Below are 18970 nucleotides of genomic sequence, written 5' to 3' on the forward strand. Positions count from 1 at the left end.
CGTTAACGACAATTTGTACGCTAGCGGCGCGTCCCTCGCCAGCCGTATTGCGCATCACAAACACAACGGCCCACCAATAGGCGGGCCGTCGTGTGAATAGCTCAGGCGTCAATCAGTCCTGACGGCTGGTCACTTCCAGCAGGTGGAAACCGAACTGGGTCTTGACCGGGCCCTGGACCACGTTGAGCGGTGCGCTGAAGACCACGGTGTCGAATTCCTTGACCATCTGGCCCGGACCGAACGAACCCAGGTCACCGCCCTGGCGGCTGGATGGGCAAGTGGAGTTTGCCTTGGCAACTTCGGCGAAATCGGCGCCAGCCTCGATTTGGGCCTTGAGTTCGTTGCACTTGGCTTCGGAGGCAACAAGGATGTGACGGGCAGTGGCTTTAGCCATGGGAAAATACTCCTTTCAATACTCGATAAAGTGCTGAGCCTACCGGATTCAGTGAGCTATTTCTCCTCAAAGTTCCGTTCCGCGCGGGATCCACGGCAGGCGGGACCTCAAAGGCCGGCGTCCTTCAGGCGTCTGGCATGCTGGACATACAGTTCAACCGGGTCGACACCTGTGCGCAACTGACCGGCCGGCTGGCCAATGGTGTCCAGATGATCCAGCGCATAGTCGGACCGGATAACCGTGCCCAGGTGGGAACTGAAACGACCGACCAAACCGTCGTTCTGCTCGCTTTCCGTGACGAAATAACCGGAAAGGGCCCGGCAGAAGGCGTTGAGCGGATCGAGCGCATAGAGCCCTTCTTCGAGAACATTCGGCAACAGCACGCCGCTCCACGAGTAGTAACGAACACCGTTGACCTGTTCGCAGCCCTTGCCACCCCAGGTGGTGGGCAGTCCTTGCGGGTATTTGTCGTTGAATGCGCGTACGCCTTCGGTGGTCAGCGCATTGAGGGCGGCAATGGCGCTGCGCGGTTGATACTGATGGTCGCTTAATGTCGCGAGGAAGTCGGCGAACAGGGTCACCACCGTCTCGGCCACATGTTCCGGCAGGTCGCCCGGTGTCAATGCCTTGCGCAGGAAATCGGCCAGTTCCGAACCATGGTTCGGCCCGCTGACGGAGGTGACCGACGCCACGCTGTGTGGCGCAATCGCTGCGGCATAACGTGCGGTCAGTGCGCCCTGGCTATGGCCTATGAGGTTGACTTTGCGTGCACCGGTTCCCTCCAGTACCCGCTCGATCTGTGCGAGCAATTGGTCTCCGCGTACCTCGTTGTCATGGACGGCCGACAAGTGGGGGACGAACACCCTCGCTCCGGCGTTCCTCAGCGCCTGCCTGATGTCGTGAAAGAGCTCGAATTTGCCGATTCTTTCGAAGCCGAAAAGGCCGTGGACCAGCAGGATTGGATAACAGGTGCTTGCATTCCTTTGCATGTTCATACCTTTACGCAGAAGTTCATTGGGACTGCATGGCGCTTCACTCTAAAACACTCGAGGTTGGCACGATGTATGAAAAGTCCGCCGAAACTTGCGGAAAACGGAATAGAACAAGTGCGAATGCTCAAGGGTGGCTGAAGCCTTGGTCGGAATAGTTTGAGGACTTTTCGCGCCAATCAGGTTGCTACTGATCAAAGACCTACTTTGCATGTATCGACTTTCCGAGCGGACCAGAGTGAGAGGCCGACATCGCGACTGTTTGCCATGGGGTTAAATAACCGTCCGGAGCCGGCCAACTGACCGGTGTTTATTCCAGGGAATGGAGCGAATGAATGACTGTTTATGAACCCGACACCTCGAATCTCGCGCAGCAACCATTACCACCTCCCATGCTTGAGCAGGCGCAAAATGGCGTTCTGAACCCCTCTGACATAAAAGCCGTCATCAGGGTCCGGCCATATCCCGGCATGACCTGCGGCGACAAACTGCTATTGAATTGGGCGGGGCTGGATGCCGATGGCTTCGCTCACAATCATCAGGTTGCGCGTTTTGTCAGTGAGGAACGGGTTGGCGAGGATATGATTTTTGCCGTGGGGTGCGCACATATCGCTGCGCTTGAGGGCGGTTCACTGGACATCGGTTACTCACTCACGAGCACTCGATTTACCGGGCCGGTGCACTCCCATCGTTTGCAGTTGAGTGTCGGTGATGTGCAATGCGACCTGTTGCCCGCGACGGTGGGCGATACGGTGGGTCGAACGCTTGATCCGGATCGGGTGAAGGAAGGGGCGATCGTTACGATCAAACCCTATGCGCGCATGGCGGCGGGCGACTGGGTGTTGCTGACCTGGGCGGGCGTTACGGTCGAAGCAAGCTTCAGTGATGCACTCAAGGTCGAGGCTTTCGCTGTGGGGGACGAACTGTCGTTCTGGGTCAGTCCAGAGTGCATTGCGCTCAATCTGGGCTCTTGCGTGTCCGTCGACTATTGCGTCAAGCAGGCAGGGCAGGGGCCTCGTTATTCTGAAGTAACGGCACTGATGATTGGCATCCTGGAACGGCGACCACTGCAAGCACCCGCTGTGCTGGAAGCCGACGAAGGTTGGGTGGACCTGCATGATGCGCAGGATGGCGTGACCGTCGTCATCGAAAACCCCGGGGCTGAAAAAGGCGAACGGATTTACCTGGAGTGCGATGGGGAGAAACTCAATCACCATGACGACCGTGAAATAACCAGGGACACCGCAGGCGAGCCGTTGGTGTTCATCGTTCCCTACCCGTTCTGGAGGGAACATCGAGATTGCGCGATCCGTGTTTCCTGTTCAGTCCAGCGCCTTGACGGCACCCGTCAGCAATCGGGGGTGACACTGGTTCAAGTGCAGTCCCTGTTGGGGCATTGATTTACCATTTGCCCTCCAGTCTTTCCATGAAGGCTGGAGGGCGCACGGAGGATGCCGATGATCAGGCGTTGTTTGACGCTCGCAGCCGGTCTGCTGCTTCAAGCAACAGTTGTTCTGTCTCGGCCCAACCAAGGCAACCATCGGTTACCGACACGCCGTATTGCAGCGTCGAACCCAGCGGCTGGCAGCCTTCGAACAAATGACTCTCGATCATCATGCCGATCAGCGAACGATCACCTTGCAGGCGTTGTTCAAGTACATCGTTGAAAACGGCTGGCTGGCGCAACGGGTTTTTGCCGCTGTTGGCGTGACTGCAATCGACCATGATTCGAGCCGGAATCTTCAACCTGGTCAGGTCGCTGTTCACCTGGGCGACGCTGGCGCTGTCGTAGTTCGGCCCGTGATGGCCGCCGCGCAATACCAGGTGTGTGTCCGCATTGCCCGGGGTTTGAATGATCGCCGGATGTCCCTGGCTATCGACACCGAAATGGCGATGAGGATGGGCGGCGGAGCGCATGGCGTCGCTGGCGACACCGACACCGCCATCTGTCCCGTTCTTGAACCCTACCGGCATGCCCAGGCCGCTGGCCATTTCCCGATGGATCTGCGACTCCGTCGTGCGTGCGCCAATCGCCACCCAACTCAGCAGGTCGTCGAAGTAACCGGCCGCCATCGGTTGCAACAGTTCGGTGGCGACGGGCAGGCCCAGGCGGAGCATTTCGCGCATCAGCTCGCGGGACAGCGTCAGGCCGGCAGCCATGTCATCGCTGCCATCGAGGTGCGGGTCGTAGGCCAGGCCTTTCCAGCCAATCGTGGTGCGGGGCTTTTCGACGTAGGCGCGCATCACCAGCAGCATTTCGTCGCTGACTTCGGCGGCGAGGCGGGCAAGGTTACCGGCGTATTCGAGGGCTGATTCCGGATCGTGTATCGAGCAGGGGCCGACGATGACCAACAAGCGGGAATCTTCACCGTTGAGGATCGCGCGAACCGCCTGGCGGTGGGCGGTGACTTGCCGGGTCAGGGCGCTGCTGAGGGGCAATTGCTGTTTGAGTTGCAATGAGCTGGGCAGGCGCAGGGTCAGCGCTTCATTGGCAGGGCTCAAGGTGGACAGCGGCAGTGCAGAGACGGACGAGTTCATATTCAAGGCTTCCTGGGCTGGCGGCGGGTTCGTGCCCGCGCGCTCGGCCCTACTGGGGTGTTCGACAATTGGCCGGATTGGCTGCGTGTGTGTGCTTGCCACCTGTGGGTGACCGATCGGAGGCGGCAGGCTGTCCCGAGCGGAGGGTGGTAAATCGCCAGGCGGTAAAACTGTCGTAGCGGTAATAAGTGGCGTAGTTCATGTTCTGAATCCTCTGAATGTCTGGTGTGTCGTTAAATGTGTTGGGGCTGAAAAAACAAAACCCCCGGTCGGGAGGCCGACCGGGGGTTGAGAATTCTCTGGTGGCGACCCGTTTAAAGTGGGCGCCGTGTGGGTATCAGGCGCGCCAGTGGCTAAACCAATACCCAAAATAAAAGCTGACCGGAGCACAACCCTCGTTCACCCGGGCAGCCGCAACCGAGCGCAGGGCGCTGGCGGTACGAAGCTGTAAGAGGGCGTTGAACATGGTCTGTCTCCGATGGATGGTCCGAGCTTACTAGAGGCAGGTACGCAGATTCAATCAGAAAATACTATCGGCCAACGACGGCGCTCTCTATTCGTCGAAGCGTTTCGTGGGCAGGGTGCTGGATCCTGGGCGATCGATCAGGTACTGGCTCTGGCGCGCCAGGAGCGGCGCCCGGCGTTGCGCCTGACGGTTATCGAAAACAACCCGGCGCAAGCGTTGTACGAGCGCAAGGGATTGAGGGTGGTGGGCAAGGACGAGTGTTTCCTGAGGATGCAGCTGGATATCCCCGGCCTGGATCGCTGCGACACGCTTGCGACAAGCCTTTCAAGATGAATTGAAACTTTTAATCTGACGCTTTCCGCTAGGTCTGCCAGATGCTTTTTGCTAAGGTGTCTGGCAACCAATAAGACCATATCGCGAGGTGTCTGCTTGATTAGGGTGCTAGTAGTCGATGACCATGATCTCGTTCGTACAGGCATTACACGAATGCTGGCTGACATCGATGGCCTGCAAGTAGTCGGCCAGGCCGAGTCGGGTGAGGAATCCCTGATCAAGGCGCGCGAGCTGAAACCCGATGTGGTGTTGATGGACGTCAAGATGCCGGGTATCGGCGGTCTTGAAGCGACTCGCAAATTATTGCGTAGTCATCCGGATATCAAGGTCGTCGCGGTGACCGTGTGTGAAGAGGACCCGTTTCCTACGCGGCTGTTGCAGGCCGGTGCGGCAGGTTACCTGACCAAAGGGGCAGGTTTGCCGGAAATGGTCCAGGCCATCCGCCTGGTGTTTGCCGGGCAACGCTATATCAGCCCGCAAATTGCCCAGCAACTGGCGATCAAGTCCTTCCAGCCCACCAATGATTCGCCTTTCGATGCCTTGTCGGAGCGGGAAATCCAGATCGCGCTGATGATCGTCGGTTGCCAGAAAGTACAGATCATTTCCGACAAATTGTGCCTGTCCCCGAAAACCGTGAACACCTACCGTTACCGCATCTTCGAAAAGCTTTCGATCAGCAGTGATGTCGAGTTGACGCTGTTGGCGGTTCGTCATGGCATGGTCGACGCCAGCCTCTGAAAATGAACGACACCTTTGATCCGAGCGCCTTTCTGTCGACCGTTAGCGGGCGCCCCGGCGTGTACCGCATGTTCGACAGCGAAGCGCGGTTGCTCTACGTCGGCAAGGCGAAGAACCTCAAGAATCGTCTGTCGAGTTACTTTCGCAAGACCGGGCTTGCCCCCAAGACCGCCGCACTGGTAGCGCGTATCGCTCAGGTCGAGACGACGATCACCGCCAATGAAACCGAGGCCTTGCTGCTTGAGCAGACGCTGATCAAGGAATGGCGCCCGCCCTATAACATCCTGCTGCGCGACGATAAGTCCTACCCCTACGTCTTTCTCTCCGACGGAGAGTTTCCGCGCCTGAGCATTCATCGTGGTGCGAAAAAGGCCAAAGGCAAGTACTTCGGTCCTTACCCGAGTGCCGGTGCGATCCGCGAAAGCCTGAGCCTGCTGCAAAAGACGTTTTTCGTTCGCCAATGCGAAGACAGTTTTTACAAGAACCGCACGCGCCCTTGCCTGCAATACCAGATCAAACGCTGCAAGGCGCCCTGCGTCGGGCTGGTGGAACCCCAGGTGTACGCCGAGGATGTGCGCCATTCGGTGATGTTTCTTGAAGGGCGCAGCAATGCGCTGACTGACGAGTTGTCCGCCGGGATGGAAGAGGCGGCGATCAATCTCGAATTCGAACGAGCAGCCGAGTTGCGGGACCAGATTGCGTTACTGCGCCGGGTCCAGGATCAACAGAGCATGGAAGGCGGGACCGGGGACGTCGATGTGGTTGCCGCCTTCGTCAACCCGGGCGGTGCCTGTGTTCACTTGATCAGCGTGCGGGGCGGGCGGGTACTGGGAAGCAAGAACTTCTTCCCTCAGGTCGGTATTGAGGAAGACGTCAGTGAAGTCATGGCAGCGTTTCTCGGCCAGTACTTCATCAGCAGCCCTGAACGCGACTTGCCCAGCGAGTTGATCGTCAACGTGGTCCATGATGACTTTCCCACACTGATCGCCGCCATCGACGAGTTGCGCGGTCGTGAACTGACCATCAGCCATCGCGTGCGGGGCACGCGGGCGCGCTGGCAGCAATTGGCGGTGACCAATGCCGAGCAGGCACTGAGTGCGCGCCTGGCGAACCGTCAGCACATTACGGCACGCTTCGATGCGCTGGCCGAGGTGCTGAAGCTCGATGAGCCTCCACAGCGGCTTGAGTGCTACGACATCAGTCACTCCAGCGGCGAGGCGACGGTGGCGTCCTGCGTGGTCTTCGGCCCCGAAGGCCCGATCAAGGCCGATTACCGCCGGTACAACATCGAGGGCGTTACGGCCGGCGATGATTACGCGGCGATGCACCAGGCGTTGACCCGACGCTTCAGCAAACTGAAGGACGGGGAGGGCAAGCTGCCGGATATCCTGTTGGTGGACGGCGGTAAAGGTCAGTTGTCCATGGCCCGCGACGTGCTCGATGAATTGGCCGTGCCTGATCTCATTCTGTTGGGCGTGGCGAAAGGTGCGACGCGCAAGGCCGGTTTCGAAACCCTGTACCTGAACGACGCTGCGCATGAGTTTACCTTGCGCGGTGATTCTCCCGCGCTGCACCTGATCCAGCAGATTCGCGACGAAGCCCACCGGTTTGCCATAACCGGGCACCGCGCGCGGCGTGGAAAAACCCGCCGAACGTCTACACTGGAAGGCATCGCCGGCGTCGGACCCACACGTCGGCGTGATTTGTTGAAACATTTTGGTGGATTGCAGGAGCTGTCTCGTGCAAGCATCGAAGAAATTGCCAAAGCCCCCGGGATCAGTAAAAAGCTCGCAGAGTTGATTTATGCAAATCTGCACAGCGAGTAGAATGCCCCCTCACCTCGTAGCCAGTTGTGCCGATGAATATCCCTAATCTGATTACCGTTCTACGCGTTCTACTCATACCGATCTTCATTTTGCTGTTCTACCTGCCTTACCAATGGAGCTACCTGGCCTCCGCTTCGGTCTTCGCGTTCGCTGCGGCGACCGACTGGCTGGACGGGTATCTGGCCCGCCGTCTGGAACAAAGCACACCGTTCGGGGCTTTCCTCGATCCGGTTGCCGACAAGCTGATGGTTGCGGTTGCATTGGTCCTGTTGGTGCAGGAACACGGAAGCCTGTGGCTCACGCTGCCGGCTGCCGTGATCATCGGTCGCGAGATTGTCGTCTCGGCACTGCGCGAATGGATGGCCGAACTGGGCGCTCGCGCCCACGTCGCCGTTTCGAACCTGGGCAAATGGAAAACCGCCGCGCAAATGTTGGCGCTGGTGATCCTGCTGGCCAATCCCAAGGATTTCAGTTTCTGGGTCTTGCTGGGCTACACCTTGCTGATGGTGTCGGCTGGCCTGACTTTGTGGTCGATGGTCCAGTACTTGCGGGCTGCCTGGCCACATCTGAAGACCGACGTTGAAAAGAAATAAAACTTTTTTGAATCAAAGGGTTGACGGGGCTTCTGGATTCTATAGAATGCGCCACACCAAGACGCGGGAATAGCTCAGTTGGTAGAGCACGACCTTGCCAAGGTCGGGGTCGCGAGTTCGAGTCTCGTTTCCCGCTCCAAGTTTGTACGCATTTGATGTCGCGCTACTGACAACAAATGTTTTGAGGCCGAGTAGCAAAATGGTTATGCAGCGGATTGCAAATCCGCCTACGCCGGTTCGATTCCGACCTCGGCCTCCACTATAAACAACCCCGTAGATCAGTGATCTACGGGGTTTTTTATCATCTTCAAAAAAGTGTTCCCACCCGATCTCCGCACTCTGCGGTAAACGCCCGGGCATCATTGAATCGTTTCGATCCAGCCTGCCTGTAGTGGGAATCACTACAAGCGCTTGGCCGATATCTCCACAAAAACGTCCTGTTAACGTCGATAGTGGGCTCCATTCTGCTTAAGCATATTTACCCCTGCGCAAAATTTCGTTCGCTGAATGGAGTCGTCTTCTATCAGCGTCTTGTATCGCCATGTCAAAAAAGTGAGGTGAAATCATGCAGGTCACCAACACAGAACCATCGACTGCACTGATGCCTGCCAGAAGTTCAGGCCCTTTGCGCCTGTTTGTCGTTGAGGATTCGAACGTCGTGCGAGCGCTGCGGCGCACGCTGTCGCCGCCGATCGCGGGCCTGTCACTTGCCGGGGTGTTCCATCGCGCATCGACCGCCATCGACGCCATCCGGCATGAACCACCCGATGTCGTCTTGCTGGACATCAACCTCAGCGACGGTAATGCCATGGAAGTATTGCGTGTGGTCGCAGCCGAGTATCCGCTGACCAAAGTCATAGTGGTCAGCAATTGCGCGGATCCGACACATTGGAAGTACTTTACAAAAGCGGGAGCCTACGCCTTCTACGACAAGAACCATGAACTTGCCATCATGCGCCGCATGTTGGAGCGTTTAGCCAAGTCCCTGCTATCAAATTATTTTTCCTGTTGGCAATCATCACCAAATGGGAGTAGTACCCCATGGAACCAATCAGCAAAGAACACGACTTTCTAGCCGTGCTGCAGCAGGTCGTATCACATGGCGTCATCACCTTGCTCGCAATGGCCATAGCGTTTGCCACGCCGGGTGCTGCGCGGTACATCCTCTATGTATGGTGGCCGCGCGTGGAGTTGAACGCCAATCTGCTGCTTGCAACAGAAATCGCGATGGCCTCAACCTTGATGGTTCTGTTCTATCTGTGCAAGCGCGCATGGGACAACCGCCATCGTCTGACAAGCGCGAAGATGGCCTCTCTGCTCTTCACGAGGCATCCTCGCAAGGGATGGCTTTCGAGCCTTCAGGAACGGAGTCTGGTCCGCTCTTTACCGGCGGCGCGTGATGCCTCCATCCTTTCTCTCACGGGATACGAAACCCTGACTGCTCCGGATAGCTTGTTGAAGGGCGTCTTCGCGACGGCGTATGAAATCCGCGTCATGCTGCTTAATCCGCTCAGCGAAGCAGCATGCAGGCGAGTCGACTCACTACTAGAGGAAATTACGACCCTGACCTTTCAAGAGGAACTTGCCGCCAGCATTGCGTTCCTGAACGAGTGCCGCAGAAGTGGAAAGAAAGTTTCGCTGAAGTTCTACGACCACGACCCGTTCTGGAAGGTTGTCGTCCTCGACGACCTTGCCTGGGTCCAGCATTGCCATAGTGGTCGTGAAATGAAGGACCAGCCCGAGTACGTGTTCGGGCTGCAATACGCAGAGCCGAGCCAGGGACTGTTTGTGCCGTTTTATACCTTCTTTCTCCACAAATGGAATGAGGCAGGCCACTGGGAATATGACTTCGACGCCGCCGAGCTGGTCCGGCGGGATGCGAACACTGGCAGCGAGACTGAGCGAGCTCCACTCGGGCTCTCCATTTATGATCCCGCATCTCCCCCCCTGGCGGCCGCCCGAACCTTCTCGTCCGCTTCAGGATATGCGTGAGACCAAATTGCACGGGTCAGAAAAGACTCAGGAATCGGTATTCGCAAGTTGAGCACGGAGTGCACGCTGCATTCATGTTGAATCAATGTTTTAAATGGAGGAGATCATGATGATCGGCTATTGATTGTGTGAGCGGCGATGTCAGCTGCTGGCACTTCCGTCTGGGCGATCGCAATGCGCACAAGGCGGTGGCGACCAAGTATCAGGACAAGAAGAGCGACCGGACTGGATGCATCAACATCCGGCCCGGTCGCGGTCCCTGCAGATGCTCCCTGCAAGTCCCGCCAAGGCTCTTTTTTCATACATGAAACGCTGCAGTCCTGCAATCTGTTTGTCCATACAGTAAAGGTCTTGCTTTCTATATTTACTCCCATCATTGCCTGGATAGGCGGCAAACTTCACCGGCTTGCAAAATGCCGAAAGTATTGGGTATCAATGTGCTTGCGCAACACTGCGGAGCAAATTGGCGCTAAGTTTATCGGTGTTACACGTAGCGATATTGGCTAGCGAGATTATGCCTACCAAGCGTTTATCCCGATTGACGACTGGTAGTCGGCGTTTTTCGATCTGTGCCATGTTCTTCGCTACGTGATCGACCTCTTCATCGTCGTAGCAAAAGCACACATCGTCGCTCATGAGAGCGTTGATGTGGGTAGACAAGTCCAAGCCATCTGCCACGCCCCGAATGACAATGTCGCGGTCGGTTATGACGCCGCTCATTCTATCGTTGTCATTAATCACCAAAGCACCAATATCTGCCTGCCGCATGATTTCGGCGGCCTCACGCAAGGTGGTCGAAGGCGTTACAGTGCGTACTTCGCGGCTCATGATTTCGCTGATTTTCATGATGTTCTCCATTGGCGAATTCTTGATGGATACCCCTTTTGATAGATACAAATAATTAGTGAGGTATTTGAGTATTCAATGAGACGGTCATAGGTAAACCTATTTCTGAATCAAGGATGGCGTTGGTTTGGTGACACCATACTGGTGTTGAAAAATTGTCCTGTGAATAGTTCGAATTGATTTGGTGGTTTTTGACTGATGAGAGTCGTTGTCTTGAGACGCCATAATCTGTTGCTGCAACTATGCGTCACTGCTTGTATTCTTATTCAGGACGAGAATAAGCAGTTGCCGTTATGGCCATGCTCCAACAGCAACTGGAACGGAAAACCGGACTTTCCATAAGGTAGAGATGTGAAGCGTGATACCCGCCTGGTTGTGCTTTTGCTGTTGGTTATCTGCTGTTCTCTGGCATCACTGACTGTCTGGAAGGTGCTGGCCTCCCGTGATCGAGCGTTGGAGGATGTGAGTGTCCACGGATTGAATCTTACCCAGGCACTGGCAACCTACTCCGAAGGCATTGTGCGCCAAAGTTCCTTGCTTTTGCTCGGTCTCGTCGAACGCCTGGAAACTGAAGGTAGTGGCCCAATACAGATCCAGCGGCTAAGTGCACTGGTCAGTAAGCAGCAGCCTCTGATGCCACAACTCAGTGGTATTACCATCTACGACAATCAGGGACGTTGGTTAATGTCCTCCAATCGGCCGATTCCGGTCGGGGCGAATAGCAGTGATCGTGCCTATTTCATTCATCATCGCGACGATCCGTCCGGTGAGACCTTTATCGGTCCACCCATCCAAAGCCGTTCCAATCACGAGTGGGTGATCACAGTCAGTCGACGTTTCAATGATGCTCACGGAGAGTTTGCCGGGGTGGTGGCGGTAACATTGGGAATAGAAAACTTCCTGCGGCTGTTTGGAAAGATCGACGTGGGGCAGGAGGGAGCCATCGGGCTATCCTATACCGATGGTACATTGCTGGTTCGCTATCCCTTCCGCGAGCAGGACATGGGGCGCAACTTTTCGAAGTCGCCAATCTATGCCAAGTATCTTGTGGACCAAACAGTTGGCACCGCCTCGTTTACCTCCAGCCTGGACGGTGTGGAGCGGCTCTATGCGTTCCGAAAGAGTGACAAGCTGCCGCTGATAACTACCGTCGCTATCGGGAGGCGCGAAGCGCTCACTGCATGGCGAATAGAGGCACTGTTGTCGGCAATAGTGGTGTCTGGTCTGCTGGGGCTTACCGGTCTCATCGGTTGGTTTTTGATCCTGGATATCCGTCGGCGAACCAAGGTTGAAGGTCGGTTAAGGGGCACTCAGCAGCAATTGCTCTCATCGAATCGGCAACTGGAGCTACTGGCGATGAAGGATGCCCTTACCGGTTTGGCGAATCGACGCTACTTTGATGTCACATTGGCCATGGAGGCGCGACGAGCACAGCGAGAGGGGACGTCTTTGGCGCTACTGATGATTGATATCGACTATTTCAAGCTGTTCAACGATTCCTATGGGCATGTTGCCGGCGACGCCTGTCTGCAAAGTGTCGGCAAGATCGTGGAGGCGTGCGTACGTCGACCATCGGATCTAGTGGCGCGATATGGTGGTGAAGAGATGGCCGTAATCATGCCTGATACGGACATATATGGTGCGCAGATTGTGGCGCAACTCATCCTGGACCGATTGAAACAAGAGAACATTTCCCACGAAGCCAGCCCATTGGGTCAAGTGAGTCTAAGTATAGGGATCGCCGCTGCCGCTGGTTCCCGATTGGACCGATTGCAAGGTTTAATCGAAGCTGCAGATCAGGCGCTGTATAGCGCCAAGGCACTTGGACGAAACCAGGTTGTGAAGCACTGAAGCACTGTAAGGAATGACACGCAGCATTGACGGTTTTTACACCGCCTCGACCCATAGCCGTTTATCACCCAAGGCGCTACGCTCGCACGCTCCTTAAGGTACTGACAATTACGACATGAAACGCATACTTGATCGTTTACGTGGCTGGGCCAGAAAGCTAAAACGGCAAACCATGGTTCTCTGGTTTTGCTATCAGCATCCACAAACACCTTGGTTACCCAAATGGATTTCGGTTTTTGTCGTGGCGTATGCGTTGAGCCCAATCGACCTCATTCCTGATTTCATTCCTGTACTTGGATACCTGGACGACGTGATCATTTTGCCGCTTGGCATTCTGCTCGCTATTCGCTTGATACCTGCGCAGGTGCTCGATGAGTGTCAGGTCAAAGCGAGTGAGTGGGAGAAAAGCCATGTGAAACGGCCAATCAACATATTTGCTGCGGTAATCGTTGTATTGGTTTGGTTCGTTACTGCGGGGATCTTTGGGGCTTGCTTTTTTGAATAGAGATCGCCAGGGACGAGTTGGTTTTCATTGATTTTGAAGAGCCGGGAAGGGCGCAGGTTTCAGTCAGGCATCGTGAATTCTTCGTGGTCAGTTCAGCATAACCGTCGAAAATTGCGCTGCAACGGGGAGATGCAAAATCATGAGGTCCGCGCAATCGGCCCACCAAAGCGGATGATATGCCAATGGTTCGCTGTTTTCTGTCATCGGCCCAAGGACAACCTTGATGAGGTTGAGTGCGGCTAGCACCGGAAAATGGCTCCAGAACTTAAAACCCGCTTGTTGAATACCGTTGGACGTAGCTCGTTGTAAATCAGTAGCTTGCGCAATGCATGTCATGCTAACCTATTGATCTACTTGGCTTTGTTGGTCGATTACCAATCGGCCAACGCCGGTTCGATTCCGACCTCGGCCTCCACTAATAAACAAGCTTCGTAGATCCATGATTTACGTAGCTTTTTTATTTGCATAGCCTGCAAGATTTAGTCTTGAAAAGGGTATTTGCGAACTTGCTTCACCGGGGCGGGATGTATATATTTCCACCTCTGCTGCACAAGCGTCAGATCTGCCGGGTCGTTATCTGGCAAAACCTGAACGCTTCACCGCGCTACCGCCCGAATGGCGAAACTGGTAGACGCATGGGACTTAAAATCCCCCGCTCGTAAGGGCGTGCCGGTTCGATTCCGGCTTCGGGCACCATCTTGCATTCCACTGAGCGCTTTTGAGTTCTTTGGAAGCCCTGAAAAACCTGCCTTCTGGCGGGTTTTTTCGTTTTAGCATTCCGTCGGATTCTCGTCCATTCTTCTGGAATCCAGTCATTTAGAGGGTAGAGTTAGGGGTAGTCTTTGGTTCGATTAAGGATGATACCCTTATGTCGCGCACAACTGCTCTGGCCTTTAATGAGGCTGCTGCTCTGGGGGCTGACAGCATGGCGGTGGCGGACGGCAAGGAAATCGCCAGCGGAGCCGAGATAAAGGGGGTCGCCCTAATTTGTCGGAAATGATAGAACGAGGCTCGTGACCCTCCATAAATGAGAAGCATGTTTAGTTGACTCCAACATACCTTTTAACGTACGTCGGCTTAAATGAGGCAGCGGCTTTTGGCGGCTGCCTATCAAGCATTGATGCATTAAGAGAGTTAAACATCGCTCGTCGTTTGTGGCGCAGGGCGATGGCATACACACTTCCTGTGCATGGCTCGGAATCTACTTTGTTTCAATGGTGTATATTCCATTCCGACGTCCTGTCTTCTCCGGTGGGAGAGTGAATTGCTTTGCTTTTGTCTCGCGAAAGACGTGACCTGGTTATGCCGCTTCCGCTTTGATTTTGGTTTTCAACATGATGCGATGAGGCGCCGTTTCGCGCAGGAGCAACGCAACGACCAGGCCCAGTACCGCGCCACTCAGGGCCAGGTAGAGCGTGTTTTCAATACCGTGGTGCTGGGCAATGTACCCAGCCAGCGCCGGCGCAACGCCGCCACCGAACACCTCCCCAATGCCAACGACCAGCCCTGTGGCCGTAGAGACCAAAGCTGGCGGCACTGACTCGCTGGTGAGTGGACCGACTGTCAGGCAGATCATGCTGAAGTTGAAGAAGGTGGTCGCGAACAGCAGCAGGAATAGTTTCACCGGTTCGGCTCCCGTTTGGATCATCAGCCAAAGTGCCAAGCCTGTGGCCAGGCAAGAAAGCAGTGCCACCGGTTTGCGCCCCAGTCGGTCGGAGAGGGTGGGCATCACCACCATGCCGAAGAAACCACCAAAACCGATGGCCGACATGACGAACCCCATCTGCTGCATGCCCATGTGCAGGTAGTCAGTCAGGTAGTTAGGCAGCATGACCGAACTGACGAACAAGCAAGTCAGCATGCAGAACATGCAGGCGATGTTGAGCAACACATTGCGTTGGCGCAGTACCGTCGTCCAGCGAGTGTTGGGCGTTTCTACATGTTGCACCGCCGGCGCAGTCTTGTGGGGTTCACGCAGTACACGGTACAGCGCCCAGGCGATCAGGAATCCCGGGACTGACACCAGCACGAACACCCAACGCCAGGACGGCACGATCAGCAGCAATTGGGTCGCGACGATCGGCGCCAGACCGAGCCCTAACAGGGGGAAGAAGGCTTGCTGGATACCGATGTTCATGCCCAGTCGCTTTGGGTGGGAAGCCTCGGCAGTGGCGGCGATAGAGGTCGGTGTGAAAGCCCCCTCGGCGACACCCATGACCGCGCGGATCAGCAACAGCGCCCCGACACCTGTTGCCAGGCCAGACAAACCAGCCAGTAACGAAAACATGATCACAGAAGGAATGATCACCTTGCGCCGGCCGATCCGGTCGGACATGCGTCCCATGAAAATCGAGGAAATCCCCCACGCGAGGGCCAGCACCGCAGAGATGTTGCCCAGGTCCTGATAGTTGAGGTTGAGGTCACGCATCATCACCGGGAACAGCGGCAGAATGATGAATCGATCCAGGCCAACCAGGCCGAAGCCCAGCGCGAGTAGCGCGACGGCTTTCCATTCGTAAGCCGAGTCCCATTTCTTGTTGTTCATGGCAGTTCTCCGCCCTTGCGGGCATGGGTGGACAGGGCGCCGACGAAAGTCGACGCACAATAGAAGGGTCAGAAATAAACGAGGGCCTCGACCAGCCCGGTCATTTGCGTACGGTCGCGGCCGTTGCCGTAGATGCGATCGTGCTCAAGGGGTTCGAACCAGTCGTAGCGCAGTTCGGGACGCAGGCTGACGTTTTTGCTGACGTCCCAGCGAAAGCCGACGGTCAGGGCGTTGAAATCGCCTCGCGCAGTGCTGGTGGGGAACAGCACGAAACCGTCATGGTCCCTGAAGTGTTCACCGCGTAGCGAGAACGCCAGATCTGGGCGCGACTGGTAGGTCAGCACGCTGTTGACGCCCCACCAGGAAGCACCGTCGAAACCAGGACCGGTGACGATGTCCACGGTATCGGTCTTGCCATCGCCGGACTGCTGGCCGTAAACCAACTCGGCACCCATCGACCATTGCGTGTCAAAGGCGTGCCAACCGTTCAGCGAATGTTGTTGACGAAGTTGACCGTGGGGCGAAATCAGCCGTGCAGTGGGTGCTTGCACGTCGTCGACGTTATGGTTTTCCTCGTCACCCACCATGAACTCGTAGTCGACCCAGGTGCGCATGTCTGCTGTACGCCAACGCAGGGCACCCATCACCGATTTACCGTGGTTGTTGTCGCGCAAATTGTTCCAGCCTTGCACCACCCCCAGCTCGGCACCGAGCAGACTGCTTTCGCCATTGAACAGACGAGTGCTGGCAAGAACGCCGGATACAGTGCTGGGTTCCGTGACGAAGGCGTAGGTCTTGCTGGCAAACGGGTTGCGTGCCTCACGGATGTTCGGTGGAATTTCGTAGCCGATGGCCGGGCCGAAGATCCCTGCCATCACACTGACGCCGGGGCCGTACGGCATGTACATCGAGGCGAACAGGTTGGGCGTGGCGACGAATTTCTGCTTGTGGCGTTTGGCCGAGTCAGCGTCATCGTCACCAGGCGAATTGGCATCCCAGTGCATATCCCAGCCGAAGGTACGGGCGAACTGTCCATTGCGCCCGTAAAGGGTTTCCATGCTGAAACCGAAGGAAAACTGCTCCGGACTTGGTCCCGGCAGTGGTGTGACGCGGGGGATGACGTTGGCAACCAATGGTTTGTCGACAAACACGTGGACTGACGCCAGTTCCAGGCCCTCATCGGAGTATCCGGTCAACGGCAGGTTGCTCAGGCCATCGTCGCGCTCATCGCCGGTAGAACGGTTGTTGCGCACATAACCGATGTCGAGCAGCCCTGACACCTTGATTCCATAATCCTGCTCCAGGCTTGGGCCAAAAAGACCGCGTACCAGCGAGCCCTCACCCTTTTCCTGTGCTTGCGCCTGCACATGCAGGGATGCGAGGGCGAGCAAACCCGCACCGAGCATTTTTTTGCCGATGGTTAACATAACCTGCCTCTTTTTATTGTTGTTATTGCCGGTGACGCGAAACCGTCACACGTGTCTTTTCACGGGCGAGCGATGCCCGTGGCGGGCCGTTGCCAGCCCGCGCGAAAACTCATGCGTTCAGGTGGTGTAGCGGTTTAGCGGCGGTCGAGAAGGTTCTTGAGTACATCGAGCAGAACCGCCCCGTTGGCGTGCTTGCCGTTCTGTGCACGCCAACCGACGTGATTGTCAGGGCGTACCAACAGGCAACCGTCCTCTTCGATCTCGCGCAGGCGGGCCCAGTCGCCATAGCTGTCGGCATAGTCCAGGCCGATACCGATGCGCCGAACTTGCACCTCGATGCCCAGCTCACGGGCCGCCGACTCGACGGCCTGGCACCAGACCGTGCCCCCATGGCCGGTGAGCAGGGTCAGGTGACCCTTGCCGCAGATATCCAGTGTCGACACCTGACGCCCTTGCGTATCGTTAAGCCAGGCATGGGGCAGGCGCGCGCCGGGCCAGGTGGTGGGGTGGTAATACAGCTCGCGGTCGCGGGTATAGGCCGGTTGTTCGCTGCCATCGTCGATGACCGCCGAGCTCCGATAGCGCTGGCCCAGTTCCACTCCATGGCAGTTGAACTGGTAGTTTTGCAGGGCAATGGCCTGGTTCAGTTCGGCGCGGCGCTCACGACCGAGTTCGCTTTCGGCATACAACTCGCCCAGGCTGGCCCAGCCTTCTTCTTCACTTTGTCCTGGCTTGAAGCCCAAGGCATTGGCAATCGGCAGCATGTTGCGCACGCTGGCCATCGCTCGGTCCACGACCTGCCGGCCGACTGGTTGGCGTTCCGCGTTGTAGCTGTCCAGCAAGCCGGGACCGGCCTGCCCCTTGAGCACCATGGCGAGTTTCCAGGCCAGGTTGTAGACGTCTTGCACCGAGGTGTTCGTACCCAGACCGTTGGCTGGCGGGTGGCGGTGAACCGCGTCGCCCGCACAGAACACCCGCCCTTGGGCGTAGCGGTTGGCGACCACATGGTTGATCTGCCACTTGCTGGTGGAGAGAACTTCGACAGGGATGTCGGCGTCGCCGATGACCCGGCGCGCGCGTTCGATGACGGCGGCCTCACTCAGGTCCGGCTCGCCCTGAGCGGGGTCGTACATGTAGAGCATCACCCATTCAGTCCATGGTTTTACACAGATGAAGGTGCCGCTGCCCACCCAATAGTCGTTACCCGGCTGGACCATCCAGTAAAGAACGCCGGGACGGCTCTCACAGTAGCGACGCAGGTCGGCGCGCAGCCAGACGTTTACGGCGCAACCCAGGCCCGTTTCGCCTTCCAGCGGGATTCCGAGCAGCTCCATCACTCGGCTGCGCGCGCCGTCGGCGCCGATCATGTACTGGGCGCGAACCTGATACTCGTGGCCCACGGTGCGATCGAGAATGCGTGCGGTGACACCGTCGGCATCCTGGGTGAAGTCGAGCAGTTCGCTGTTGAAGCGCATCTCGCTACCGGCTCGTAGCGCTTCGTTGGCAATGATGGGTTCTAGTATGTGCTGAGGGATATTGCACATCGCCGAAGGGCTGGCCGTCTCATAGTCGGACTTGCGCTCAATGGCATTGCCCCAGGTCAGCAGACGGCCCAGTTCCTGCCCGGCAAAACTGGTGGCCCACACGTTATTGGCCATCAGTTCGTGTGGCGAGGCGGCGGCAACGACCTGGGCTTCAACACCGGCATCGCGGAACACTTCGACGGTGCGCTGATTGGTGATGTGTGCCCGTGGGCTGTTGGCCGTCCAGCGGTACTTGTTGATCAACAGGCTTTTGATGCCATAGCGCGACAGCAGTAGCGAGGCGGCAAGGCCGGCCGGCCCTCCGCCAATGATCAATACAGGAACTTCGAGGATTTCGGTGGAGTGTTGCTGATTCATTTCTTTGCTCCGCAATCTTGTTCTTG

General features: G+C 56.8%; 15 protein-coding genes, 3 tRNA genes and 1 pseudogene. 12 read left to right on the forward strand and 7 right to left on the reverse strand.

The window, feature by feature from the left end; genetic code table 11:
* Positions 1–112: 112 nt before the first annotated feature.
* Together ACM6J5_RS03525 and ACM6J5_RS03530 are read right to left on the reverse strand one after the other, a co-directional pair.
* The gene (locus ACM6J5_RS03525; RefSeq protein ID WP_008051985.1) at positions 113–394 is read right to left on the reverse strand and encodes a peptidylprolyl isomerase; all 282 of its coding nucleotides are present in this window, start codon (positions 392–394) and stop codon (positions 113–115) included.
* 107 nt (positions 395–501) lie between these two features.
* On the reverse strand, positions 502–1383 hold the full coding sequence (locus ACM6J5_RS03530) for an esterase/lipase family protein (RefSeq protein ID WP_095941924.1): 882 nt from the start codon (positions 1381–1383) through the stop codon (positions 502–504).
* A 335-nt stretch (positions 1384–1718) separates the two neighbouring features.
* Between ACM6J5_RS03530 and ACM6J5_RS03535 the strand changes: the two genes are divergently transcribed.
* A complete protein-coding gene (locus tag ACM6J5_RS03535) occupies positions 1719–2783 on the forward strand; it encodes a hypothetical protein (RefSeq protein WP_414927833.1) in 1065 nt (354 codons plus the stop codon).
* A 61-nt stretch (positions 2784–2844) separates the two neighbouring features.
* Here the strand turns inward: ACM6J5_RS03535 and ACM6J5_RS03540 are convergent, their stop codons facing one another.
* A complete protein-coding gene (locus tag ACM6J5_RS03540) occupies positions 2845–3921 on the reverse strand; it encodes a 3-deoxy-7-phosphoheptulonate synthase (protein WP_095941914.1) in 1077 nt (358 codons plus the stop codon).
* A 559-nt stretch (positions 3922–4480) separates the two neighbouring features.
* On the opposite strand from ACM6J5_RS03540, the pseudogene ACM6J5_RS03545 reads away from it, so the two are divergent.
* The 8 genes and pseudogenes from ACM6J5_RS03545 to ACM6J5_RS03580 all read left to right on the forward strand — a co-directional run.
* Positions 4481–4720 (forward strand): annotated as a pseudogene (locus tag ACM6J5_RS03545) (GNAT family N-acetyltransferase); the annotation flags it as partial.
* Between the two features lie 96 nt (positions 4721–4816).
* Positions 4817–5458 carry a UvrY/SirA/GacA family response regulator transcription factor gene (gene uvrY, locus ACM6J5_RS03550; protein WP_032829778.1) on the forward strand — a complete coding sequence of 214 codons (642 nt, stop codon included), beginning with the start codon at positions 4817–4819 and terminating at the stop codon, positions 5456–5458.
* 2 nt (positions 5459–5460) lie between these two features.
* Positions 5461–7284: an excinuclease ABC subunit UvrC gene (gene uvrC / locus ACM6J5_RS03555; protein WP_150673990.1), complete on the forward strand. Its 1824-nt coding sequence runs from the start codon at positions 5461–5463 to the stop codon at positions 7282–7284.
* A 32-nt stretch (positions 7285–7316) separates the two neighbouring features.
* Positions 7317–7877 (forward strand): CDP-diacylglycerol--glycerol-3-phosphate 3-phosphatidyltransferase, encoded by a 561-nt coding sequence (pgsA, locus tag ACM6J5_RS03560; protein WP_150673989.1) that lies wholly within the window; start codon positions 7317–7319, stop codon positions 7875–7877.
* Between the two features lie 63 nt (positions 7878–7940).
* Positions 7941–8016: transfer RNA gene (locus ACM6J5_RS03565), tRNA-Gly, on the forward strand.
* A gap of 46 nt (positions 8017–8062) precedes the next feature.
* Positions 8063–8136, forward strand: a tRNA-Cys gene (locus tag ACM6J5_RS03570).
* A gap of 306 nt (positions 8137–8442) precedes the next feature.
* Positions 8443–8952, forward strand: coding sequence for a response regulator (locus tag ACM6J5_RS03575; protein WP_150673988.1), 510 nt, complete (start codon positions 8443–8445; stop codon positions 8950–8952).
* Positions 8919–9869, forward strand: coding sequence for a hypothetical protein (locus tag ACM6J5_RS03580; protein ID WP_414927834.1), 951 nt, complete (start codon positions 8919–8921; stop codon positions 9867–9869). Before ACM6J5_RS03575 ends, ACM6J5_RS03580 begins: the two co-directional genes overlap by 34 nt.
* Positions 9870–10301: 432 nt before the next feature.
* On the opposite strand, the gene ACM6J5_RS03585 is transcribed toward ACM6J5_RS03580, so the two are convergent.
* The gene (locus ACM6J5_RS03585; RefSeq protein WP_150673985.1) at positions 10302–10715 is read right to left on the reverse strand and encodes a CBS domain-containing protein; all 414 of its coding nucleotides are present in this window, start codon (positions 10713–10715) and stop codon (positions 10302–10304) included.
* Between the two features lie 351 nt (positions 10716–11066).
* On the opposite strand from ACM6J5_RS03585, the gene ACM6J5_RS03590 reads away from it, so the two are divergent.
* The 3 genes from ACM6J5_RS03590 (at position 11067) to ACM6J5_RS03600 (ending at position 13767) form a co-directional block, all read left to right on the forward strand.
* Positions 11067–12566 carry a sensor domain-containing diguanylate cyclase gene (locus ACM6J5_RS03590; protein WP_150673984.1) on the forward strand — a complete coding sequence of 500 codons (1500 nt, stop codon included), beginning with the start codon at positions 11067–11069 and terminating at the stop codon, positions 12564–12566.
* A 115-nt stretch (positions 12567–12681) separates the two neighbouring features.
* The gene (locus ACM6J5_RS03595) at positions 12682–13071 is read left to right on the forward strand and encodes a YkvA family protein (RefSeq protein WP_095946377.1); all 390 of its coding nucleotides are present in this window, start codon (positions 12682–12684) and stop codon (positions 13069–13071) included.
* 609 nt (positions 13072–13680) lie between these two features.
* Positions 13681–13767: transfer RNA gene (locus ACM6J5_RS03600), tRNA-Leu, on the forward strand.
* 604 nt (positions 13768–14371) lie between these two features.
* Here ACM6J5_RS03600 and ACM6J5_RS03605 read toward each other — a convergent pair.
* From ACM6J5_RS03605 to ACM6J5_RS03615, 3 genes are all read right to left on the reverse strand, one after another.
* A complete protein-coding gene (locus ACM6J5_RS03605) occupies positions 14372–15616 on the reverse strand; it encodes an MFS transporter (protein WP_414927835.1) in 1245 nt (414 codons plus the stop codon).
* A gap of 68 nt (positions 15617–15684) precedes the next feature.
* Positions 15685–17043: an outer membrane beta-barrel protein gene (locus ACM6J5_RS03610; RefSeq protein ID WP_414927836.1), complete on the reverse strand. Its 1359-nt coding sequence runs from the start codon at positions 17041–17043 to the stop codon at positions 15685–15687.
* A gap of 134 nt (positions 17044–17177) precedes the next feature.
* Positions 17178–18944 (reverse strand): FAD-dependent monooxygenase, encoded by a 1767-nt coding sequence (locus ACM6J5_RS03615; protein ID WP_414927837.1) that lies wholly within the window; start codon positions 18942–18944, stop codon positions 17178–17180.
* Positions 18945–18970 lie beyond the last annotated feature (26 nt).

It is taken from the genome of Pseudomonas sp. IT-P74 (genome assembly GCF_949768175.1).
Taxonomy (GTDB): domain Bacteria; phylum Pseudomonadota; class Gammaproteobacteria; order Pseudomonadales; family Pseudomonadaceae; genus Aquipseudomonas.